Raw genomic sequence first — 21,801 nt, 5'->3', positions numbered from 1 at the left:
CCGGCTTGGCAAAACACGCGCGAACGCGCACATCTGGCCTATGAGCACGCCGCTGATTTTCGACCCCCGCGCCGTAAGGCTGCACCGGGACCGGGCCGCCCGCCGCCAGGGCGATGTGGCCCCTATCCTGCAAGCCGCCACCGATAGTCTGATAGACCGGCTTGACGACATGGCAAGGCCTTTTGCCACAGCGCTCGATATCGGGGGCAGAGGCCTGGTGTGCCAGGCCCTGGCGCAGCGGGGCATTTCCGCCGTCGCCCTTGATGTATCGCCAGCCCAGGCGGCCCTGTCGGGCGGACCCGCCATCTGCGCGGATCTTGAGAGCCTGCCTTTTGCCGCCCGGAGCTTCGACCTGGTCACGGCCTGCCTGTCCCTGCATTGGGTGAACGACCTGCCCGGGCTTTTCGCCCAGATCAGGCACGTGCTGCGGCCCGATGGATTGTTTCTGGCGTCCGTGCCCATCCTGCCCACACTGGGCCCGTTGCGCAAAGCGCTGGAAGCCGCCGAACTGGCTGTAAGCGATGGGGTATCGCCCCGCGTGTCACCCCTGCCTACCCAGCAAAGCTGCGCGCAGCTCATGCAGCGTGCGGGCTTTGCCCTGCCTGTGGTGGATAGTGAGGTGCTGGACCTGCGTTACCGCACGCTTTGGGCCCTTATGGCGGATTTACGCGCGGCGGGTGAAACCAACGCCCTGGCCCTGCGCCCGCGTACCATGGCGCCGCGCATGCTTTTCCCCGCGGCCGCCGCCATGCTGGAAGAAACGGGGGAAGACAGCTTCGCCATGCCGCTGCACATGGCCGTGCTGTCCGGCTGGGCACCTGCCCCCACGCAACCCAAGCCGCTCGCACCCGGACAGTTCCAACACAATCTGGGAGAGTATTTCGCCACCGACCAATAGCCTCTGAACCCTTTGGTCGGGCCCTTCAGCCTGCACGATCAGCCGCGCCCGCCATCGCAAGCGTGGAATCGGTCACGGCAAATTCAGCCGCCGGTGACGCTCATATGGCGTTCGGGGCCCATGACCTGCCCGGATGCGCGTTCGAGCAGGAAGTCGTGCCGCGCGGGCTTGCGGGCAATGGCTGCGGCAATCACCTCTTCCAGGTCGTGATTGGTGGCCCCGCCGCGCAGGAGCGCGCGCAGATCCGCCCCGTCTTCATGGCCCAGGCAGGTATAAAGCCTGCCCGTGCAGGACAGGCGGACCCTGTTGCAGGTTGAACAGAAATTATGGCTCAGCGGCGTGATAAACCCCAGTCGCTGCCCGGTCTGCCTGACCCTTACGTACCGGGCCGGGCCATTGGCACCTGCCGCAACGCCCCCTACGGCAACGGGAATGGGGTCCAGCGTCCAGCGCTTTTCCAGCCCCGCCCGGACATCGGACAGCGGCAGGTAGCTGGCCTGCCTTTCCACCCCGGTATCGCCCATGGGCATGGTCTCGATCAGGCAAAGATCGGCCCCGACCTGCCCGCACCAGTTCAGCAGGTCATCGAATTCATCATCGTTCACCCCGGCCATGGCCACGGTGTTGATCCTCACAGCAAGGCCTGCCTGCCGCGCGGCACGAATACCCTCCAGCGTGGTTGCCAGGGTTCCGCGGCGGGTAATCCGCGCAAAGCGCGCCGCATCCAGGGAATCGAGGCTGACATTGATCCGCCGCACCCCGGCCCGTGCCAGCAGGGACGCATAGGCCGCCAGGCGGCTGCCATTGGTTGTCAGGGTCAGTTCGTGCAGGCGGCCCTTGTCCTCGGGCTGGTGCAGCAACGTGCCCAGCTCGGTCAGGAACAGGCCGATATCCTTGCGCACAAGCGGTTCACCCCCCGTTATGCGCAGGTGGCGCACACCGTGGGTCACGAAGACACGGCTCAGCCGCAGCAGTTCCTCGAAATCCAGCACCTCGGCCCGGGGCAGGAACGTCATGGTTTCGGACATGCAATAGGTGCAACGCATGTCGCACCGATCCGTCACCGATAAACGAAGGTAGGAGATCCGCCGACCGGCAGGGTCCATTAAAGAGGACAACATAGGTCCACTATATCAGAAACCCGTCCCGCTTTGAAACACAAATCCCAGCACGCCCCCCATGTGAGCAGCGCAGGGAAATGTGGAGCGGATTATAACACGCAAAAGGCGGTCTGGTTCTTCCAGGCCGCCTTGCAGGCGAGCATCACGCCTGCAACGGGCCAGTAGCAGGCCCCTGTCGGGGCGCAACCGCCGACCGAGGCTGGGTTAATGTCCCGCGTTGTTGCCCGAGAAATCCGGCCGTTCCAGGCCTGATTGTTCAAGCTGGCTGACAATAGCGTCCTTCAAGCGCTCCAGCCCTGCGGCGTCGCGCCCTTCGGCACGGGCCACCAGCACGGCCTGCGTGTTGGATGCACGCAGCAACCACCAGCCATCGGGGGTGTTCACGCGCACACCGTCGATTTCCGAAACATCGGCCCCGGCTTTGCGCAGTCGTTCCGCCACGTCCTCGATCACCTTGAACTTGCGATGATCGTCACAGTCAAAGCGCACTTCCGGGGTGGAAATGGTGCCCGGCAACGCTTCGCGGAAAGCGGAAAGCGGCTTGCCCATCCGCGCGATAATGCCCAGGGCGCGCACACCGGCATAAAGCGCGTCATCAAAGCCGTACCATTTATCGGCAAAGAAGATATGGCCCGACATTTCGCCCGCCAGGGGCGACCCCGTTTCCGCCATCTTGGACTTGATGAGCGAATGCCCCGTGCGCCACATCAGCGGCTTGCCGCCGGCGCGCGCGACTTCATCGAACAGGACCTGGCTTGCCTTGACATCGGCGATGATGGTCGCACCCGGGTGGGTTTTCAGCACATCGCGGGCGAGCATGATCAGCGTCTGGTCACCCCACAGGATTTCACCCTTGTCGTCCACCAGGCCGATCCGATCGGCATCCCCATCGAAGGCAATGCCGAGATCGGCCTTGTTATCCCGCACCGCGGAAATCAGTTGCTCAAGGTTCTTGGCCACCGTGGGGTCCGGGTGATGGGCGGGGAATGTGCCATCGATGGTCGCGTTGAGCACGATATGCTCGCCCGGCAGGACGGCGACGAGCTTTTCCAGGATTTCACCGGCCGAGCTGTTCCCGTTGTCCCAGACGATCTTGAGCTTGCGATCGCCCCCGTCATAATCCGTCACCAGCCGGCGGACGTACTCGTCGCGCAGGTCGATATTACGCACGCTGCCTTTTTCGGCAGGCACGACATCGCCTTTTTGCGCGTGCTCGCCCAGCGCGCGAATTTGCGCGCCGTAGAAAGGCTTGCCCGCCATCATCATCTTGAAGCCGTTATAGTCGGGCGGATTATGGCTGCCCGTGACCATGATGGCGCCATCCGCCTTGAGCGTGGCCGACGCGTAATACAGCATGGGCGTGGGCCCGCGCCCGACGCGCGTGACCTCCAGCCCGCATGCGCTCAAGCCTTCGACCAGGGCCTGTTCCAGCGTGGGGGAGGACAGGCGCCCGTCATAGCCGACAACGACCGTCTTGCCGCCGTTGCGCCGCACCATGCTGCCGAATGTCCGCCCGATGGCGAAGGCATCTTCCGCATTGAGCGTCTTGCCGACAATCCCGCGAATATCATATTCGCGCAGGCTTGTCGGGTCGAAGGTATGGGTGAAGGACATCAGACTTCTTCCGCATAACGCTTGAGGAATTCCCGCACGCCATCGGCCAGTTCGGGACGTTCCAGGGCGAAGGCGATCTGCGCTTCCAAAAAGCCGAGCTTGTTGCCGCAATCGTGGCGCGTACCTTCGTAGCGCAGGCCATGGAAAGGCGCTTCACCGATGGTCTTGGCCATGGCGTCGGTCAACTGCACCTCACCCCCCGCACCTTTTTCCAGCTTGGCCAGATGCTTCATGACATGGGGTGTAAGAATATAGCGCCCGATAATGGACAGGTTGGACGGCGCGTTTTCAGGCTGCGGCTTTTCCACAAGGCCCTTGACCTCGACCAGGCGACCGTCATCCTTGCCGATATCGAGAATACCGTAGCGGTTGGTATGGTCGCGCGGCACTTCCGTCACCGCGACCACGCTGCCGCCGGTCTCGTAATAGGCGTCGGCAAGCTGCTTGAGGCAGCCCGACTTGGACTGGACGATATCGTCCGGCAGGAGAATGGCGAACGGATCGTCGCCAATAAAGGAACGCGCGCACCAGATCGCATGGCCCAGGCCCAGCGGTTCCTGCTGGCGCACCGCGATCAGCGATCCGGCCTCGATCGAGCTGGGAGCAAGCGCTTCCAGGCAGTCGATCTTGTTGCGTTCCTTCAGCGTGCTTTGAAGTTCGTAGGCGATATCGAAATAATCGATCAGCGAGTCCTTGCCACGGCCCGTGATCAGGCAGAATTCCTCGATCCCGGCGGCGCGCGCCTCGTCGATGGCATATTGAATGAGCGGCTTGTCAACGACCGGCAGCATTTCCTTGGGCATGGCTTTTGTCGCCGGGAGGAACCGGGTTCCCAGACCTGCAACCGGCAGAACTGCTTTACGTAAACGCTTGGGTTTAGACACGAATGCAACACCTTAAAATATAGTTGAACATCGACCGTCTCAACCGGCCCGCACGGCCGAACCCGCGCAATACGATTGACGATACTTAATCATGGCAGGCCGCGCCAGACGTCACGACGCGAAGGCCTTTTCCCCCGGCAGGCCTGCTTTATCGACATATAGCGAAGTAGCCGACCTTTTCCAAAAACCGGAAAAGAACGGCGTGATTATGACCAAGCCGGGACCAAAAGCGGACAAAACCCCGCCATGCACGCATGATGGACATGCGCGTGCGTGCCCCAAAGGGGGCTGCACCCGCTTGTTCACGCATTTAGAATGACTTTTGGAAAAATTGGTGCGGTCGAGAAGACTCGAACTTCCACGGGGTTTCCCCCACAAGCACCTCAAGCTTGCGCGTCTACCATTCCGCCACGACCGCACGTGACAACCGGCACCGAAAAGGCGATACCGTGAGGTGAGATGCGTATAACCGAACCATAAACAGGCGGCAATGACCAAAGAACAAATTTTATGGGAAATCAGCAAAAACCAGGCTCCCTACCCGCTTGCCCTGGACCGCATGGAACGGATTTCCCGCGATATCCGCAGCGACAACGCGGCCGAGCGGGTCTGGTTGCTTGAACACCCGCCCCTGTTCACCTCCGGCACATCCGCAAAGCCCGAGGACCTGTTCAACCCCCATCACTACCCCACCTACCATGCCGGGCGCGGCGGGCAGTGGACCTATCACGGCCCGGGCCAGCGGACCGCCTATGTCATGCTCGACCTTGCCCGCGCGCACGCGCAGGTACCCCCGCGCGACCTGCGCGCCTACGTCCACGCCCTGGAAAGCTGGGTGATTACGGCGCTGGCGCATTTCGGCCTGAAGGGGGAGGTGCGCGAGGGCCGCGTGGGCGTATGGGTCACGGACCCCGCGACCGGGCGGGAGGAAAAGATCGCGGCCATAGGGGTGCGGGTGTCGCGCTGGGTCAGTTGGCATGGTGTTGCCATCAACCTCTGCCCCGATATGGCGGATTTCGACGGGATCGTGCCCTGCGGCATCCGCGACTTTGGTGTGACCAGCTTTCGCAAGCTGGGGCTGACCACCACGCTGGAGGAACTGGACGCAGCCCTGATGACAGCGTGGGAAAAGGTTTTCGGCAGCGTGCCTTCCCCCCTGCGGGAGGTCGAACTGAGCGAGGCCGCCCTTACACAGGGGTGAGCGTGATCAGCGTGACCTGTCGGCGTTCATCGACAATATGAACCTCGTACAAGGTCAGGCTGGTGCCGGAATCGCGAAAGCGCAAGGTCACCAGCCCCTGGGACGGGTTATCCGTTCGCGTGAGCGAAAGCTGGAGGAACCCGCCACCCTGGTGCAGATCCGTGACCGTAACGGGGCCTGACAGGCGCACCGGGTCGTCAAGCAGGAGGCCAAGCGGGTTATGCGCCAGGCCGATCCGGGTTTCCGAGCCGGACTGGCTATCCGTGAAAACGGCATGGTGCCCGCTGGCCCGCAGTTCCATGGCATGCGGGGCCGTGTACTGCATGTCCAGCGCGCCGGGGCGATAGGTCAGCACCCCGCCACCATGCGCCCCGTCAGGCCAGACCTGGGTAAAGGGCTCCTCCGCCAGGTTGACATGGCGCAGATAGGCCTCGACCCGGGCGACCTGGGGCGCCACCCCGGGGCCCGGCGCGCCCCCCTGGGACGTAGCGCACGCGGCCAGCGCCAGGGGGGCCAGTGCTGCGGGCATCAGCGCCATAAGCCTGCGGCGCGTCAGGGGGTGGGTATTCACGCGCCGTGTCCTTCCTCATCCGGGGTGCGCAGGGTCAGGGCCAGGGCATGCAGGCCGCTGGCGAACTCATCTGCTAGAATATCGTGCACCATGCGTGACCGAGTCACGCGGTTTACGCCTGCAAAAGCATCCGAAACCATATAAACACGGAAATGCGTCTCCGTGGCACCGGCCTCGGGGCCGCGCGTCATGGCCACATGGTGGGCATGACGGCTGCTTTCGTCCTGTATGTCCAGACGCAGCGGCTTGAACCGGGCCTCCAGCGTGCGGCGCACCCGCAAAGCGCGCTCCGGGCCCTGGGTGGCGGCGGCGGCAGATTCTGAAAGACTGGTCATATGCACGTTAACCCCTTGCGACCGACACGTTTGCGACGCAAATAACATTGAATGATGAAGCGAAGGAACACCCGTCCCCGCGCGTTTGACCCCGACCCCAACGCGCCGCAGTGCTGCTGCGACATGCCGGACTGCGCAAGCCCGGCAGGGTATCGCGCGCCGCGTTCGCGCGATGCGCTGAACCAGTACTACTGGTTCTGCCTGGAGCATGTGCGCGACTATAATGCACGGTGGGACTACTATAAAGGCATGTCCACAGCACAGATCGAAGCCCAGCTACGGGCCGATACGCGCTGGGACCGGCCAAGCTGGGCCTTTGGCCAGAGCGCTTCCTCCCGCCGGGCGGCCCCCCAGGATGACGATATCCTGGACCCGCTGGATATTCTGGGCCAGCATCGTCAGGCGCGGGCCGAACGCGCGCGTGCGCAGGCGGCCCCGCGCACGCCTTCCGCCCTGCGCGAACCCCTGGCCATTCTGGGCCTGCCCTGGCCGGTTTCGCTCGAAGAAGCCAAGACCCAGTACCGCGCCCTTGCCCGCAAGAACCACCCCGATACCAACAACGGCAGCCGGGCGGCGGAAGAACGGCTCAAGCAGATCAATGTCGCCTTCACCATCGTCAAGACGCATCTCTTGACGGAAAACCTCGAAAAAACAGGCTGATCATGTATCCTCGCCCCGCTCTTCGCACAGCGGGCCAGCCTCCCGCCCCACCATACGACCAGACGGACCATCATGACGGATATCCTTTCCTCCACATCCACCAGTGACCTGCCCCCCATTTCGGCCATTTCGGTACCGGACCGGGAGGTTTCGGTGCGTGATGTGTTCGGAATCGAGTCCGACATGACCGTGCCCGCCTTTTCCATCCGCACGGACCATGTGCCCGAAATCGATCCGGCCTATCTGTTCGACCGCGAAACCACGCTGGCCATCCTGGCGGGCTTTTCGTTCAATCGGCGCGTCATGGTCCAGGGCTTTCACGGCACGGGCAAATCCTCGCATGTCGAACAGATCGCGGCCCGGCTGAACTGGCCGTGCATCCGCATCAACCTGGACAGCCATGTCTCGCGCATCGACCTGATCGGCAAGGACGCCATCGTGGTCCAGGACGGCCAGCAGGTGACCGAATTCCAGGAAGGCCTGCTGCCGTGGTGCCTGCAACGCCCGTGTGCCCTGGTTTTTGACGAATACGATGCCGGCCGCCCCGACGTAATGTTCGTGATCCAGCGCGTCCTGGAAGTGGAAGGCAAGCTGACCCTGCTGGACCAGAACCGCGTTATCACCCCCAACCCGTGGTTCCGGCTGTTCGCCACCGCCAACACCGTGGGGCTGGGCGATACGACCGGCCTGTACCACGGCACGCAGCAGATCAACCAGGGGCAGATGGACCGCTGGAACATCGTGACATCGCTCAACTACCTGCCCCATCAGCAGGAGGTGGGCATTGTCTGCTCGCGCCTGGGTATTGCGGCCGACGACAAGGCCGAACGCGCGAAGATCGACAACATGGTGGCCCTGGCGGCCCTGACCCGCGCCGGCTTCATGGCCGGGGACCTGTCTACTGTCATGTCGCCCCGCTCGGTCATTGCCTGGGCGGAAAACGAACGCATTTTCAAGGACATGGCCTTTGCCTTCCGCGTGACCTTCCTGAACAAATGCGACGAGGCCGAACGCGGCATGGTGGCCGAGTACTACCAGCGCTGCTTCAACAGCAGCCCCCTGCCCGGCCGTGGCGGCTGAGGGGCAGATAGATAAAGCACAGACCCCATGGCCGAGCACACAAAGGGGCCGGCAGGCCCATCCTCCCGCCTGACGCGCGAAGCGGCCGAAAAGCAGGCCGACGCCTTTAAACAGGCCACGGCCGCCACGCTGCGGGCCATGGGCGGCCAGCGTGAGGCGGATTTGTCCTTCCATAGCGGGAACATGCCGCTTGCGCCCTTGAGCCTGGGCGAGAAAATCCGCCTGCCCAACCCGTCCATGGCCCTGGACGAGGCTGAAAAGCAGCGCCTGCGTGGCACGGCCGATGCCCAGGCCTTGCGCCTGAAACACCACGACTTCGCGCTGCATGCCGCCCGCCAACCCGCCGATACGCTCGCGCGTGAGGTATATGACGCGCTGGAACAGGCCCGCATAGAAGCCGTGGGCGCACGCCACATGAAAGGCGTGGCGGCAAACCTGCGCCACCGCCTGGAACGGGAGGTGCATGCCTACGGCCTGGAACGCATGACCGACCCCAGCCAGCTTTCGCCCGTGGTGGGGCTTGAACTTCTCGCGCGTGAGAAACTGACGGGCGAGCCCATGCCCGAGGCCGCCCGCGCGATCGTCAGCCAGTGGAAGGCCACCCTGCCCCCGCAGGCGCTGGACGCGCTGGACGCACTGGCCCACGACCAGGACAGCCAGCGCGCCTATTCGCGCGCGACACGCAAGCTGCTGGCCGCCTGTTCCCTGACGGAGGAAGAAGCGGTTTCCGAGGATGAGGAAACGCAGGACGAGTCCGGCACGGACACGACCGATTCGCCCGATGACGACGCGAACCAGCCCCCACCCGACGAACAGGACGAGACCACCGCGCAGGAACCCGACCTGTCGGATGCCGTCACCCAGCCGCAACTGCTGGCCGGCGGGGGCGAAAGCTCCGACGACATCGCCGAGGAAGAGCAGGAATCCGGATCGGCAGAAGGCACGGGCGATGCCGCGGGACCGGGTGGCCGTTCGGAGATCGAACCCGGTGAGACCGGCAAGGGCTACCACCCCTATACGACCCGTTTCGATGAGGAAATTCCCGCCGAGGAACTGTGCGACCCGGAAGAACTCAACCGCCTGCGCCATCAGCTAGACCTGCAACTGGCGACCCTGCACGGCATTGTCTCGCGCCTGGCCAACCGGCTGCAACGCCGGCTGATGGCCCAGCAGACCCGTTCGTGGTCCTTCGATCTGGAAGAGGGCATCCTGGATGCGGGCAGGCTGTCGCGTATCGTGGCCAATCCGGGGCTTTCGCTGTCCTACAAGCGCGAACGCGATACGGAATTCCGCGATACGGTCGTGACCTTGCTGGTCGACAATTCCGGCTCCATGCGGGGGCGGCCCATTTCGGTCGCGGCCGCCTGCGGGGATATCCTGGCCCGCACGCTGGAGCGCTGCGGCGTGAAGGTGGAAATCCTGGGCTTTACCACCCGGGCCTGGAAAGGCGGGCAAAGCCGCGAGATGTGGTTGCAGAACCACAAGCCCCCCAACCCCGGGCGGCTGAACGATCTGCGCCATATCATCTACAAGGCGGCGGATACGCCCTGGCGGCGGGCGCGCGCCAATATGGGCCTGATGCTGCGTGAAGGGCTTTTGAAGGAAAACATCGACGGGGAAGCCCTGCTCTGGGCGTGGCAGCGGCTGAAGGCCCGGCCGGAATCGCGCAAGATCCTGATGGTGATTTCAGACGGCGCACCGGTGGATGACAGCACGCTTTCGGTCAACCCCGCCTCCTACCTGGAAGACCACCTGCGCGAGGTCATTCACATGATCGAAAACCGCAGTGCGGTGGAACTGACGGCAATCGGGATCGGGCACGATGTCACCCGCTATTACCAGCGTGCGGTCACCATTACGGATGCGGAAGAACTGGGCGGCACCATGCTGCAATCGCTCTCCGCCCTGTTCGCGGAAAAACGCGGCCTGCACAGGGGCCGCCGCACCCCCCGCTGAAGGAACGGGCTCAAGGAGCATCTTTGCAGGTCGCACCCTGCATGACGGGCGCACCATAACGCTGCGACATATATGCGGGCGGTGTGTTGGCCATCTGGCTGACCGGGGCCGGATAGTACCGCTCAGCCCCCTTCCCCGGCGGTTTTAGCCCACGGGGGTGGGGGAACACGCCTGGGGTGCAACACCCAGCCGGAGTTGAGCCAAGTCCAGCAGGGCATCGAGCATGATGTCGGCATCCTGCTCGGTCGTGCGGTGGTTTACCATGGCCGCACGGATTGCAAGCTGCCCGTTGATGCGCGTGGTCGAGGGTGCGGCAATGCCGCTTTCATGCAGATCCTTCACCAGTTCGGCGTTCAGCCGGTCCAGATCCTGCCCATCGGCCACGACCAGGCGAAAACAGACAATATTCAGCGTAACGGGGGCCAGCAGTTCCAGGCAGGGCGTGCGGCTGACACGTGCGGCCAGATGCCGGGCCACCGCACAGGAACGGGCGACGACCTCACCCAGCCGGTGGGTGCCGAAGCCTTCGAGCGCGAACCACACCTTGAGTGCCCTGAACCCACGGGACAGGTCCGGGCCAAGGTCGCAGAACCACGGGGCGTGAGCCGCAAGGCCCCTGTCCTCGCGCGCCAGGTAATCCAGCGCCTGCGCGAAGGCGGCGGCCTGGGCTCCCGGATCGCGCACCAGCACGCAGCCCGCGTCATAGGGCACCTGCGCCCATTTATGAAAATCGAAGGCCAGGCTGTCGGCCCGCTCCATTCCCTGCACCAAAGGCGCGTGCTGGGCGGACAGGCGGGCCAGGGCACCGAATGCGCCATCGACATGGAACCAGAGCTTTTCGGCTTGGGCCAGATCGGCAAGCTCGTTTAACGGGTCCACGCTGCCGGTATCCACCGTGCCGGCGGTGCCGATCACCATGAAGGGCTCGAACCCGGCTGCACGGTCCTCCGCCAGCATGTGGCCCAGGGCGGCAAGGTCCATGCGGTGGTCGCGGCCGGTGGGCACGCGCCGCAGGGCCTGCATGCCCAGCCCCGCCATATCGAAAGCCCGCGCCACGCAGCCATGGGCGGTCCGGGCGGCGTAACCCACCAGCCTGCGCCCACCCACACCGGCCTGGCGTAATGCGGCACCACCCGCCACGGCGCGGCTGGCCGTGAGAATGGCGATGAAATTGGCCATGGACGAACCTGTCACCAGCAGCCCCGTCGTCGTATCTGGGAAGCCGAACATTTCCGCCGCCCAGCGAATGACCATGCGTTCGACATCGACCGGCGCATGGTTGCGCCCGCCCAGATTCGCATTAAGCCCCGCTGCCAGCATATCCGCCAGCATGCCCTGGGCCGTGCCGCCGCCATGCACCCACCCCATGAAACGCGGATGCCTGTTGCCCACGGAATAAGGCTGCACGGCCTCCACAAAGCGGGCATGCAATTCGCCCAGATCCCGCCCTTCCACCGGCAGGGGGGCGGTGGCAAAGCCCGCGCGCAACGCGGGTGGCATGGGCTGCCAGACCGGCCCCGCCGCCACGTCGCGAATGTTGTCGATCATTGCGTCAAGCATCCTGTGGCCCTGGGCGCGCAGGTCTTCCCAATCTTGGGGATCAAGGCCAGCCACGAATATTCCTTCCGTCGTGTTGCATGCTATCGCGGGGTCTCAGACCGCCTGCTCGGCCAGCTTGTTTTCCTCACGCGTCTGGCGGGCAAAGCGGCGGGCGAGCATGGCGCAGACAAAAAGCTGGATCTGGTGATACATCATCAGCGGCAGCACGATAATGCCGACAGTGGCGGGCGGGAACAGCACATTGGCCATGGGCACGCCCGATGCCAGCGTTTTCTTGGAACCGCAGAACACGATCGCGATTTCGTCCTTCAGGGGCACGCCTACCGCGCGCGAACCCAGGATGGTGATGATAAGGACCGTAGCCAGCAACGCCGTGTCGGCCAGGGCGATCATGCCCAGTTCGGCCGGCGGCAGCTTGTGCCATAGCCCCTGCATGACCGCATCACTGAAGGCGGTATACACCACCACAAGAACGGACCCCCGGTCCGAAAAGGACAGAAGCGTCTTGTTGCGGTGCGCCCAGTCCCCCAGCCAGGGCTGCACAAGCTGGCCCAGCACGAAGGGCAGCAGAAGCTGGTAGACGATATCGAGCGGGTTGCCGCCCACCGCACCATGCTGGCGCAGTACAAGCCCCACCAGAACGGGCGTTATGAAAATACCCAGCACGTTGGACGCCGTCGCCGCGCAGACCGCCGCAGGCACGTTCCCCCCCGCGATGGACGTAAACGCAATGGACGACTGCACGGTGGAGGGCAGGCAGCACAGGAACAGGATTCCCAGCCACACATCGGGCAGCAGCAGGCCGGGGAACATGGCGTGGGCCGCCAGCCCGATCACGGGAAACAGCACGAAGGTGCAGCACAGGATGATGATATGCAGCCGCCATGCCACCAGCCCTTCCACCACCGCCGCACGCGACAGCCTGGCCCCCTGAAGGAAGAACATGAGCGAAATCAGCCCGATGGACAGCCAGTGGAAAACCGGCACCGCCGCACCGTGGCAGGGTATGATTGTCGCCAGCAGGATGGTGCATACCAACCCGACCAGGAAAGGGTCCATTTTCAAAAACCGCACTGGCTTTGATCCTCCACGATCAGGCTTGCTTGCGGTGTCTACTTACGGCACTCTCCGCCTGAAATGAAGCATAACTCTTTTTTATACTTCCTTGTTCGCGGTGTCGTGAGCCTGGGCGCCATTGCGGGTGCCGGGTCATCGGCCCTTGCGGCCGCGCCTTCGGGCTGCGCCCTTATTCGCCACGCCGCCATGCAGGACACGCCGCAGGGCGTCACCTATGACGGTTTTTCCATCAGCACGCCTGATGGCGGCACAAGGCTGAACGCGGCGCATTATGTTTTTCGCGGCCAGGGCGCCAGTGCGGACAGCCTCCATGACCAGGCGGAAGCCGCGGCATTGCTGCTGGTATCGGCAATGTCAGGACTGCACAACGGTGCGTGTTCGAACTGGCTTGCGGCACAGGGTCGCCAGGTCGCAGCCACACTCAAGGCGGGCAAGGGCTACGACCTGACATGGCAGAACGCCACGGTCGTTCACGGCACCGCACAGGTGGGCCTGGGCAGCGTGCGCTACCAGATGCAGCCCGCCACCCCCCAGCAGATCAGCTCCGTTTCCCTGTCCATGAACGGGGTAAGCTTCCACAACGTCGCCAATCAGGGCCTACTGCCATCGGCCGCCCGGGCGGTCTTTTCCCTGCCTGCGAATGAACTGCCCGCTTTGATGGACGCCATTGGCGGGCGGAGTACGGCAAGCCCGGCCGTGCATGCCACCATTTCCAGCCTGGAAGCCAGCCAGGGTGCGATCAGGCTGCAAGGCCATGGCCAGGCGACCCTGACCGGCAATGTGGGCAACACATCGGCTTCTGGCCATCTGGAAATCGCCAATCTGGAATCCCTCATCGAGAAGGCCCGGTCTGAAAAGCAGATCAAGCTGGCCGCGGCCCTTGTGGTCGCACGCCTTGTCAGCCACCGCTCGGGCGAACAGAACACCTGGGATACCACGTGGGAAGGCGGCGTGCTGACGGTCAACGGCTTTCCTCTGCCGCTGCGCTAATCCCGCGCGGACCATTCCCGCCCGAAGCCCGCATAAACCGGCTTTGCGTGACAGATGGCTTTCAAGCAGCGGCCCTCTCCCTCGTGCCGGTGGTCCCCTGGAGCCCAGCCACTAACACGCCGGATGGGCCGACGCCAATCCTGCGCCCGTCCTCCTGAGCCCTAGGCCCCACGCCCTGACCGGCCTGCAAGTCACGGCGTGGGGGCGGCCATTTTCAGGCGGGTATTTTCTCGCACAAGGCGGCCAGATCCTTCAGAACCTTGCTGGCCAGGCCCACGCGCTGCACGTTGGTCAGTTCGCGCACGCAGGCCAGCTTGTGGTCGGGCCGCAGACGGACGGCGCCGTCCTTCCACTTGCCCATCCACTGCACCAGCCCGGCCGGATTGCCAAAGCTGTTATGGCGGAACTGGATCACCATGCCCTTGGGGCCGGCCTCCACTTTCTCGACCCCGGCCTTTCTGCATAATCTTTTAATATCAACGATATCGAGAAGGTTTTTAACTTCTTCTGGTATCGCGCCGAAACGGTCGATCAGTTCCGCTTCCATCGCTTCGGTTTCCGCATCCGACGAAAGGCCGCTGATACGCCGGTACAGCCCCAGCCGCACGGGCAGGTCGGGCACATAGGTATCGGGGATAAGCACCGGCAGGCCCATGACGATGGTGGGCGTCCAGTCCCGGTCGTCATGCGCCTTGCGGCCTTTTTCCGAACGCAGGTCGGCCACCGCGTCTTCGAGCATCTGCTGGTAGAGTTCTATTCCCACCTCACGCACATGGCCCGACTGCTGGTCGCCCAGCAGGTTGCCCGCGCCACGTAGGTCCAGATCGTGCGAGGCAAGCGTGAAGCCCGCCCCCAGCGTATCGAGCGTCTGCATCACCTCAAGCCGCTTCTGGGCAGAGACGGACAGCGCATGCGTCTGCGGCCACGTCAGGTAGGCGTAGCCGCGCTGCTTGCCCCGGCCCACGCGCCCACGCAACTGGTAAAGCTGGCCCAGCCCGAACATGTCGGCCCGGTGGATGATGAGCGTGTTCACCGCAGGCATGTCCAGCCCGCTTTCGACAATATTGGTCGAGAGCAGGATATCGTATTTCCCGTCCGAGAACTCGGTCATCACGCGCTCAAGCTCGGTGGGGGAAAGCCGCCCATGCGCCTGGATAAGGCGGGCGTCGGGCACGATGGCGCTCAGCCGTTCGGCCAGGCGGTCCAGATCCTCGATCCGGGGTGCGACACAGAAAATCTGCCCACCGCGAAAACGCTCGCGCTGGATCGCCTCGCGGATCACCACGCTGTCGAACGGCATGATGAACGTGCGCACGGCCAAGCGGTCGGTCGGCGGGGTGGCGATCAGGCTCATTTCCCGCACGCCGGAAAGGGAAAGCTGCAAGGTGCGCGGCAGCGGTGTTGCCGAAAGGGTCAGCACATGCACATCTTCACGCAGGGCCTTGAGCTTTTCCTTGTGCGCCACCCCGAAATGCTGTTCCTCGTCGATAATCAGCAGGTCGAGTGCAGCGAACTTGATGGTCTTGGCCAGCAGGGCGTGCGTGCCGATCACGATATTCACGCTGCCGTCGGCCAGGCCCTGGCGGATAGCCGTCGCCTCCTTGCCCGTGACCATGCGCGACAGTTGCGCCACCTTGACGGGAAAGCCCTCGAACCGGGCGACGAAGGTCCGGTAGTGCTGGCGTGCAAGCAGCGTGGTGGGCACCACCACCGCCACCTGCCCGCCCGACATGGCGGCCACGAATGCGGCGCGCAGGGCGACCTCGGTCTTGCCGAAACCCACATCGCCGCAGACCAGCCGGTCCATGGGGCGGCCGGAGGCCATGTCTTCAAGCACGTCGGAAATCGCACGGGCCTGATCGTCGGTTTCGATGAACGGGAAACGCGCGCAGAATTCGTCCCACATGCCTTCGGGCGGGGTCAGTTCGGGGGCTTCCTTCAGGGCGCGGGCCGCGGCGGTGCGGATCAGCTCACCCGCCATGTCGCGGATGCGCTTCTTCATCTGCGCCTTGCGGTTCTGCCAGGCCACACCACCCAGCTTGTCCAACGCCACGCCCGACTGGTCGGACCCGAACCGGCTGAGCAGTTCTATGTTCTCGACCGGCAGATAGAGTTTTTCATCGCCATCATAAAGCAGGCGCAGGCAGTCATGCGGGGCCACGCCGACACTGAGCGTTTCCAGCCCGTCATACCGCCCAATACCGTAATCCTGGTGCACCACCAGATCGCCCGCCGACAGTTCGCTGGCTTCGGCGATCAGTTCGTCGGCCCGGCGCTTGCGGCGGGGCGGGCGGCCGATCCGTTCGCCCAGCAGATCCTGTTCGGAAACAAAGGCCAGGTCATCGGCCACGAAGCCGCGTTCCAGTTCGAAGGCCAGCAGGCCGACCGGCCCTGCCTTGGCCTTGCGCGCACTTGCCCAGGTCTCGAACGTTTCGGTCGCCACCCCATGTTCGCGCAGCAGCACGCCAATGCGCTCGCGCGAACCACGGCTCCATGCCGCGACGTAAGCCCTGCGCCCGACCTGCGCCCATTCGCGCACCTGATCGCCCAGCAGGGTAAAGACCTGTTCACGCTGAGCACCGGGCACGATCTTGGCGAACATCTTGCCCGGCCGCCCGCCGACATCGACCCCGCCTGCCCCGTCTGGCTGCGCATAGGGGCTGAACGCCACCACCGGCAGGCGCGCCAGCGAGGCATCCCACCCCTTCTGGTCCAGGTATAGAAGATGCGGCGGCAACGCGCGGTAGGGCACTTCCCCTTCACGCGCGGGCTGGCGGCGGGCCTGATAATGATCGGCGATCATGTCCAGCCGTGCGGCCAGCCCTTCGGCCACCTGATGTTCGAGCGAGACAGCGGCCCCCGGCAGATAGTCGAACAGCGTTTCCATCTGTTCGTGGAACAGCGGTAGCCAGTGTTCCAGCCCGGGATAGCGCCGCCCGTCCGATACGTTCTCGTAAAGCGGGTCAGACGCGGCACCGGGGCCGAACACATCGCGCCAGCCGGTGCGAAAGCGCGAGATGGCGGCAGAATCGAGCGAAAATTCCGAGACCGGGCACAGCACCAGGCTATCGCGCCTGTCGGTGGAACGTTGGGAGCCCGGGTCGAAGGCGCGGATGTTTTCCACCTCGTCACCGAACAGGTCCAGCCGCAGGGGTTCGATGGCTCCGGCCGGGTACAGGTCGAAAATACCCCCGCGCGTGGCGAACTCCCCTGCCTCCATCACCGTGTCGGTCCGCGTGTAGCCATTGGCGATCAGCAGGTCGATCAGGAACGCCTGATCCAGGCTTTCACCCGTGCGCAGGGTCAGGGACTGGCCTTCGAACGTCTTGCGCGGGGCCACGCGCTGCACCGCCGCGTTCACGGTGGTCAGCACCAGGCGCGGGCCCCTGGTGGGTTCGAGCAGGCGGGTCAGGGTCGCGACACGTTCGGCCACAATGGTCGGATTGGGGGAGACACGGTCGTAAGGCAGGCAGTCCCATGCGGGAAAACGCAGCACTTCGATATCGGCTGCGACAAAGGCCAGCATGTCGGCAAGGCGTGTCATGGCGCCGTCGCTGCGGGCAATATGCAGGACCGGGCCCTTGTGCTCGGCGGCGCGACGGGCCAGCAAAAGCGCGTCATACCCCTCGGGCACGCCCCAGATGGTGGCTATTTGGCTGTTCGCACCCGTGTTTGCTGTCATCTGGCCTTGCATCTCTTGCTCTGTTGTATCCCGCACCGGCCTGCTGCCCCATCCTGCCGGATGCCTGGGCTGGCGTGGCCGGCCGGGGCTATTTGCCGCATCGGGTCCGGCAGGCATCCACCATGCGGCGCAGCATCGGAGTGACTTTTTCCTCGGGCAATGGCAGGCGGCCGAACAGCCAGTCCGTCAGGTCGGGATCGGGCATTTCAAGAATGGCCTCCATATCCGCCAGTTCGTCGGCATTCAAGCTGTCGGCCTGTTCATCGACAAACTGGCCGATCAGGATATCGGTCTCGAACGTGCCCCGGTGGTTGGCGCGAAACCGCAGGCGGCGCCTGCGGGCCGACAGGTCGTCCGGCGTGGCGGCAGCAGGCTTCCCGGATGAGTGTTGTGTAAAATTGTCTTGCATGGCTGTGCTGTCCTATACCCTTGCTGTTCCTGTGTGTCAGCCGCCAAAAAGAGGCCCGTGTACCCCCAGTGTCCAGCCCCCTTTCCTTCACATCCTCTTTCGTGCCGGCACAAGAGGGCATTTGCGATGTCCCCTCTGTTCTCGCACCCGTGCTGGCACCGCTGACCAGCCTGCCCGGCGTCAGCACCGCGCGGGCACGCCTGCTGGGCCGTATCGCACAGGGCAACCGGGTGGCGGACCTTTTGTTCTGCCTGCCTGAATCCGTTACCGATCGCAGGGCGCGCCCGACAATAGCGCAGATCAGGCCCGGCATGCTGGCAACGCTGACCGGCACGGTGCTGGACATTCGCCCCCCTGCCCCCCGCACGCGCCAGCCCTGGCGCGTGAGCATGACTGACCAGACAGGTATTCTCGAAATCGCGTTTTTCTCCCCCTGGCAGGCCAGGCAGGTCGTTCTGGGTGAGGCTATTGCCGTCTCAGGCAAGGTGGAGGCCTTTCACGACCGCCCGGTCATGACCACGCCAGACTACCTGCTACCCGCCCATGCCATGGCGCGTATTCCCCTGCTGGACCCCATATGGCCGCTGACAGCCGGGCTGTTCGGGGGCCAGGTGCGTCAGGCCATGACGGCCGCGCTCGATCGCCTGCCCCCCGCCCTGCCCGAATGGCACGACCCCACCCTTATACGCCACAAGGACTGGCCCGATTTCGCCACGGCCCTTACATGGCTGCACAGGCCCGACCAGATTCCCGGCAGTGCCCAGGGCGAAGACTGGCAGACCCTGCGCGCCCGTGCGCAGGCCCGGCTTGCCTGTGACGAATTACTGGCCGACCAGCTTGCCATCCGCATTGCCCAGAACGCGTCCCGTGCGCGGCCCGGCCGGTCTTTCCTGGGTGATGGGCACCTTCAGCGCCAGGCTTTGGCGACATTCGGCCACGCCCTGACGCCGGGCCAGAAACATGTGCTGCGCGAAATCGAGGCAGATATGGCCCAGCCCCTGCGCATGAGCCGCCTTGTGCAGGGCGACGTGGGGGCCGGCAAGACCCTTGTGGCCCTGCTGGCCATGCTCCGCGCGGTAGAAGCCGGTGCGCAGGCCGCCATCATGGCGCCGACGGAAATTCTGGCCCGCCAGCACGCAGCCACGTTCGAGCGCCTGTCCCCCGTGCCGGTGGCGTTCCTGTGCAGTTCCGTCAAGGGCCGTGCCCGCAAGCAGGCCCTGGCCGCCATGGCGGACGGCACGGCGAAGCTGGTTGTGGGTACGCATGCCCTTGTGCAGGAAAGCGTGCACTTTGCGGATCTGGGTCTGGCGGTGGTGGACGAACAACACCGCTTTGGCGTGGACCAGCGCCTGGCGCTGGTGGAAAAGGGGCATGAGGCGGACATGCTGGTCATGACCGCGACCCCCATTCCGCGCACCCTGCTGCTGACCCGCTTTGGCGACATGCAGATCAGCAGGCTGGAAGGCAAACCCGCCGGGCGCAAACCCGTGCGCACATCCGTGCACAGCCTTGGCGCGATGGACGATATACTCGAAGGCGTGGGCCGCGCCCTGAACAATGGCGCGCAGATATTCTGGGTCTGCCCCCTGGTATCAGAAAGCGAAAGCCTGGACATTGCCGCAGCCGAGGCCCGGCAGGCCGCCCTGGCGGCACGCTTCGGCGCGGCACTGGCTGGGAGCGGGACGGATGGGACGAGCGGTGCGCCCGCGCCCGCAATCGGCTTGGCCCACGGGCGGCAGGATACGAATGTGCGCGAACAGGCCCTGCAGGACTTCGCCACCGGCAAGACCCGCATTCTGGTGGCCACCACCGTGATCGAAGTGGGGGTGGACGTGCCCAGTGCGACGGTCATGGTCATTGAACATGCCGAACGCTTCGGGCTGGCGCAGCTCCACCAGCTTCGCGGCCGGGTGGGGCGTGGGCGCGATGCGTCCTACTGCCTGCTTCTGCATGACGAGGAGCTGGGCCACACCGCCAGGCGCCGCCTGTCCTGCCTGCGCGAAACCGAGGATGGTTTTGTAATCGCGGATGAGGATTTTCGCCTGCGCGGCGGGGGAGAAGCGACAGGCCGCCGCCAGTCCGGCCTGCCGGAATATCGCATGGCGTCCGACACACTGGTCGATCAGTTGCTGGACACAGCCCATAACGAGGCCACGGCCCTCCTGCCCGACACCACCAACCCCACAGATGGAGCGCCCACGGTCCTGCCCGCCCCGGTCAGCGCGGTGTTGAGCCTGTTCGGCAAGGCGGATGCCGCGCGCATTTTCAACAGCGGCTGAGCGGCGGGGCAGCCGGATAATCGCCTTGCCGGGCCTTCTGTAACAGGGCTGCCTTCAGCTACGGGTGGTTGCGGCCAGCCATGCTTTTACCTGGCCTTCGGGGTCGGGATGGCGGATAAAATCCGACACGGCGGCAACGCAATCCGCCCCTGCCGCGATACAGGCCCCCGCGCGCGCAAGTGTAATGCCGCCAATGGCCACCAGCGGCATGGGGCCGATCATTTCGCGCCATTCCGTCAGCCGTTCCGTGCCCTGGGGGCCGAAGGCCATTTTTTTCAGCTTGGTTTCCCATATGGGGCCAAGGGCCACGTAATCGGGCTTGCAGGCCAGGGCGCGCGCCAGTTCCTCATGACAATGGGTGGAAACGCCCAGCCGCAGCCCACCCTTGTGAATGGCGGGCAGATCGGCCGTATCCAGATCCTCCTGCCCCAGATGGATGTAGTCGATCCCTTCATCCAGCGCGATCTGCCAGTAATCGTTCAGCACCAGGCACACGCCAAGTTCCTTCGCACTGGCATGCGCGCTGCGTATTTCGGCCAGCAGGGCGGCGGCGGGCAGGTCTTTCAGCCGCAACTGGATAAAGCGCGCCCCGGCACGGCCCAGCCGTTCCACCCAGGCGGCGGAATCCACCACGGGGTTGATCGGCTGGGGAATGGCGCGGGCCAGGGCCTCGGCCGAAGCATGGGGGGCGGTTGAAAGAGGCGAATTCATCCGAGCAATGCCTTTCCTGCAAGCGGGGTGGACGGGGCTGCCATATCCCGCTCTTCCATAGGGTCGGCGGTTCGGGCCAGGGCTCCGGCCTCCACCGCCAGGCGGAAGGCCCGCGCCATAAGGGCGGGGTCCCCCGCCTTGGCCACGGCGGTGTTGATCAGCACCGCGTCATACCCAAGTTCAAGGGCCTGCGCCGCGTGGGAAGGCACGCCGATCCCCGCATCCACCACCAGCGGCACACCGGGAAAATGCGCGCGCAGGGCCCGCAGGCCAAAGACATTGTTCAGCCCCCGCCCCGACCCGATGGGCGCGCCCCAGGGCATCAGCACCTCGCAGCCCGCAGCCATCAGCCGTTCGGCCACCACAAGGTCTTCCGTCGTGTAGGGGAAGACCTTGAACCCGTCTTCGGCCAGGATGCGTGCTGCCTCGACCAGGCCGAACACATCAGGCTGGAGGGTATCCTGTTCCCCGATCACCTCAAGCTTGATCCAGTCCGTGCCGAAGACCTCACGCGCCATATGGGCGGTGGTCACGGCTTCCTTCACCGTGTGGCACCCTGCGGTGTTGGGCAATACGGGCACGCCCAGTTCCTGGATCAGCGACCAGAACGCCTGGCCCGCGCGCGCGCGGGCCCCTTCGCGCCTGAGCGAGACCGTCACCACCCCCGGCTGCGCCGCCAGGACTGCGGCGCGCAGGATATCGGGGGATGGATATTGCGCGGTGCCCAGCATCAAAGGTGAAGACAGGGTCGTGCCGTAAAATTCCGCGCTCAT

The 21,801-nt window shown here is 64.7% G+C and carries 18 protein-coding genes and 1 tRNA gene; 7 read left to right on the top strand and 12 right to left on the bottom strand.

What is annotated here, in order from left to right:
* Positions 1 to 40 precede the first annotated feature (40 nt).
* Positions 41 to 898, top strand: a complete 858-nt coding sequence (locus J2D77_RS02910) for a class I SAM-dependent methyltransferase (protein ID WP_207844762.1) — start codon at positions 41 to 43, stop codon at positions 896 to 898.
* 83 nt (positions 899 to 981) lie between these two features.
* Here the strand turns inward: J2D77_RS02910 and moaA are convergent, their stop codons facing one another.
* The 4 genes from moaA to J2D77_RS02890 all read right to left on the bottom strand — a co-directional run bounded on the left by moaA (position 982) and on the right by J2D77_RS02890 (position 4,935).
* Positions 982 to 2,019: a GTP 3',8-cyclase MoaA gene (gene moaA / locus J2D77_RS02905; protein ID WP_207844761.1), complete on the bottom strand. Its 1,038-nt coding sequence runs from the start codon at positions 2,017 to 2,019 to the stop codon at positions 982 to 984.
* A gap of 204 nt (positions 2,020 to 2,223) precedes the next feature.
* Positions 2,224 to 3,633, bottom strand: a complete 1,410-nt coding sequence (gene pgmG, locus J2D77_RS02900; protein ID WP_207844760.1) for a phosphoglucomutase/phosphomannomutase PgmG — start codon at positions 3,631 to 3,633, stop codon at positions 2,224 to 2,226.
* On the bottom strand, positions 3,633 to 4,517 hold the full coding sequence (gene galU / locus J2D77_RS02895; RefSeq protein ID WP_207844759.1) for a UTP--glucose-1-phosphate uridylyltransferase GalU: 885 nt from the start codon (positions 4,515 to 4,517) through the stop codon (positions 3,633 to 3,635). Before galU ends, pgmG begins: the two co-directional genes overlap by 1 nt.
* A gap of 332 nt (positions 4,518 to 4,849) precedes the next feature.
* Positions 4,850 to 4,935, bottom strand: a tRNA-Leu gene (locus J2D77_RS02890).
* A 72-nt stretch (positions 4,936 to 5,007) separates the two neighbouring features.
* On the opposite strand from J2D77_RS02890, the gene lipB reads away from it, so the two are divergent.
* Positions 5,008 to 5,718: a lipoyl(octanoyl) transferase LipB gene (lipB, locus tag J2D77_RS02885; RefSeq protein ID WP_207844758.1), complete on the top strand. Its 711-nt coding sequence runs from the start codon at positions 5,008 to 5,010 to the stop codon at positions 5,716 to 5,718.
* Here the strand turns inward: lipB and J2D77_RS02880 are convergent.
* Both J2D77_RS02880 and J2D77_RS02875 read right to left on the bottom strand, forming a co-directional pair.
* The gene (locus J2D77_RS02880; protein WP_331000048.1) at positions 5,705 to 6,289 is read right to left on the bottom strand and encodes a LolA family protein; all 585 of its coding nucleotides are present in this window, start codon (positions 6,287 to 6,289) and stop codon (positions 5,705 to 5,707) included. The genes lipB and J2D77_RS02880 overlap by 14 nt on opposite strands.
* Positions 6,286 to 6,624, bottom strand: coding sequence for a BolA family protein (locus tag J2D77_RS02875; RefSeq protein WP_207844757.1), 339 nt, complete (start codon positions 6,622 to 6,624; stop codon positions 6,286 to 6,288). Before J2D77_RS02875 ends, J2D77_RS02880 begins: the two co-directional genes overlap by 4 nt.
* Before the next feature lie 51 nt (positions 6,625 to 6,675).
* Between J2D77_RS02875 and J2D77_RS02870 the strand changes: the two genes are divergently transcribed.
* From J2D77_RS02870 to J2D77_RS02860, 3 genes are all read left to right on the top strand, one after another.
* The gene (locus J2D77_RS02870) at positions 6,676 to 7,284 is read left to right on the top strand and encodes a J domain-containing protein (protein WP_207844756.1); all 609 of its coding nucleotides are present in this window, start codon (positions 6,676 to 6,678) and stop codon (positions 7,282 to 7,284) included.
* Positions 7,285 to 7,356: 72 nt separating this feature from the next.
* A complete protein-coding gene (locus J2D77_RS02865) occupies positions 7,357 to 8,364 on the top strand; it encodes an AAA family ATPase (protein WP_207844755.1) in 1,008 nt (335 codons plus the stop codon).
* 27 nt (positions 8,365 to 8,391) lie between these two features.
* Positions 8,392 to 10,320 carry a cobaltochelatase CobT-related protein gene (locus J2D77_RS02860; RefSeq protein ID WP_207844754.1) on the top strand — a complete coding sequence of 643 codons (1,929 nt, stop codon included), beginning with the start codon at positions 8,392 to 8,394 and terminating at the stop codon, positions 10,318 to 10,320.
* Between the two features lie 144 nt (positions 10,321 to 10,464).
* Here the strand turns inward: J2D77_RS02860 and J2D77_RS02855 are convergent, their stop codons facing one another.
* Both J2D77_RS02855 and J2D77_RS02850 read right to left on the bottom strand, forming a co-directional pair.
* Positions 10,465 to 11,934 carry a pyridoxal phosphate-dependent decarboxylase family protein gene (locus tag J2D77_RS02855; RefSeq protein WP_207844753.1) on the bottom strand — a complete coding sequence of 490 codons (1,470 nt, stop codon included), beginning with the start codon at positions 11,932 to 11,934 and terminating at the stop codon, positions 10,465 to 10,467.
* Positions 11,935 to 11,973: 39 nt separating this feature from the next.
* Complete coding sequence (locus tag J2D77_RS02850) at positions 11,974 to 12,954, bottom strand: bile acid:sodium symporter family protein (protein WP_207844752.1); 981 nt, start codon at positions 12,952 to 12,954, stop codon at positions 11,974 to 11,976.
* A 63-nt stretch (positions 12,955 to 13,017) separates the two neighbouring features.
* Between J2D77_RS02850 and J2D77_RS02845 the strand changes: the two genes are divergently transcribed.
* Positions 13,018 to 13,947 (top strand): hypothetical protein, encoded by a 930-nt coding sequence (locus tag J2D77_RS02845; protein ID WP_207844751.1) that lies wholly within the window; start codon positions 13,018 to 13,020, stop codon positions 13,945 to 13,947.
* A gap of 214 nt (positions 13,948 to 14,161) precedes the next feature.
* Here J2D77_RS02845 and mfd read toward each other — a convergent pair whose 3' ends face one another.
* Positions 14,162 to 17,629: a transcription-repair coupling factor gene (gene mfd / locus J2D77_RS02840; RefSeq protein ID WP_207844750.1), complete on the bottom strand. Its 3,468-nt coding sequence runs from the start codon at positions 17,627 to 17,629 to the stop codon at positions 14,162 to 14,164.
* An 88-nt stretch (positions 17,630 to 17,717) separates the two neighbouring features.
* Positions 17,718 to 18,038 carry an FAD assembly factor SdhE gene (locus J2D77_RS02835; protein ID WP_207844749.1) on the bottom strand — a complete coding sequence of 107 codons (321 nt, stop codon included), beginning with the start codon at positions 18,036 to 18,038 and terminating at the stop codon, positions 17,718 to 17,720.
* A 68-nt stretch (positions 18,039 to 18,106) separates the two neighbouring features.
* Here J2D77_RS02835 and recG point away from each other — a divergent pair, with 68 nt between their 5' ends.
* The gene (gene recG / locus J2D77_RS02830; protein ID WP_207844748.1) at positions 18,107 to 20,317 is read left to right on the top strand and encodes an ATP-dependent DNA helicase RecG; all 2,211 of its coding nucleotides are present in this window, start codon (positions 18,107 to 18,109) and stop codon (positions 20,315 to 20,317) included.
* 54 nt (positions 20,318 to 20,371) lie between these two features.
* Here the strand turns inward: recG and J2D77_RS02825 are convergent, their stop codons facing one another.
* The gene (locus J2D77_RS02825; protein ID WP_207844747.1) at positions 20,372 to 21,028 is read right to left on the bottom strand and encodes a thiamine phosphate synthase; all 657 of its coding nucleotides are present in this window, start codon (positions 21,026 to 21,028) and stop codon (positions 20,372 to 20,374) included.
* Positions 21,025 to 21,801, bottom strand: coding sequence for a thiazole synthase (locus tag J2D77_RS02820; protein WP_207844746.1), 777 nt, complete (start codon positions 21,799 to 21,801; stop codon positions 21,025 to 21,027). The genes J2D77_RS02825 and J2D77_RS02820 overlap by 4 nt, the downstream gene beginning before the upstream one ends.

The sequence above is a fragment of the Acetobacter garciniae genome, from assembly GCF_017377735.1.
Taxonomy (GTDB): domain Bacteria; phylum Pseudomonadota; class Alphaproteobacteria; order Acetobacterales; family Acetobacteraceae; genus Acetobacter; species Acetobacter garciniae.
The sequence above is the reverse complement of the archived record's forward strand: the minus strand, read 5'-3'. Positions and strand labels throughout refer to the sequence as shown.

What these genes read in the sequence shown, in the direction of transcription:
- J2D77_RS02875 (WP_207844757.1), bottom strand. Translation starts at nt 6,624, where the DNA reads ATGACCAGTCTTTCAGAATCTGCCGCCGCCGCCACCCAGGGCCCGGAG.
- moaA (WP_207844761.1), bottom strand. Translation starts at nt 2,019, where the DNA reads ATGTTGTCCTCTTTAATGGACCCTGCCGGTCGGCGGATCTCCTACCTT.
- J2D77_RS02845 (WP_207844751.1), top strand. Translation starts at nt 13,018, where the DNA reads ATGAAGCATAACTCTTTTTTATACTTCCTTGTTCGCGGTGTCGTGAGC.
- J2D77_RS02835 (WP_207844749.1), bottom strand. Translation starts at nt 18,038, where the DNA reads ATGCAAGACAATTTTACACAACACTCATCCGGGAAGCCTGCTGCCGCC.
- J2D77_RS02860 (WP_207844754.1), top strand. Translation starts at nt 8,392, where the DNA reads ATGGCCGAGCACACAAAGGGGCCGGCAGGCCCATCCTCCCGCCTGACG.
- pgmG (WP_207844760.1), bottom strand. Translation starts at nt 3,633, where the DNA reads ATGTCCTTCACCCATACCTTCGACCCGACAAGCCTGCGCGAATATGAT.
- J2D77_RS02865 (WP_207844755.1), top strand. Translation starts at nt 7,357, where the DNA reads ATGACGGATATCCTTTCCTCCACATCCACCAGTGACCTGCCCCCCATT.
- J2D77_RS02825 (WP_207844747.1), bottom strand. Translation starts at nt 21,028, where the DNA reads ATGAATTCGCCTCTTTCAACCGCCCCCCATGCTTCGGCCGAGGCCCTG.
- J2D77_RS02820 (WP_207844746.1), bottom strand. Translation starts at nt 21,801, where the DNA reads ATGAGCGCGGAATTTTACGGCACGACCCTGTCTTCACCTTTGATGCTG.
- J2D77_RS02870 (WP_207844756.1), top strand. Translation starts at nt 6,676, where the DNA reads ATGATGAAGCGAAGGAACACCCGTCCCCGCGCGTTTGACCCCGACCCC.
- lipB (WP_207844758.1), top strand. Translation starts at nt 5,008, where the DNA reads ATGACCAAAGAACAAATTTTATGGGAAATCAGCAAAAACCAGGCTCCC.
- mfd (WP_207844750.1), bottom strand. Translation starts at nt 17,629, where the DNA reads ATGACAGCAAACACGGGTGCGAACAGCCAAATAGCCACCATCTGGGGC.
- J2D77_RS02910 (WP_207844762.1), top strand. Translation starts at nt 41, where the DNA reads ATGAGCACGCCGCTGATTTTCGACCCCCGCGCCGTAAGGCTGCACCGG.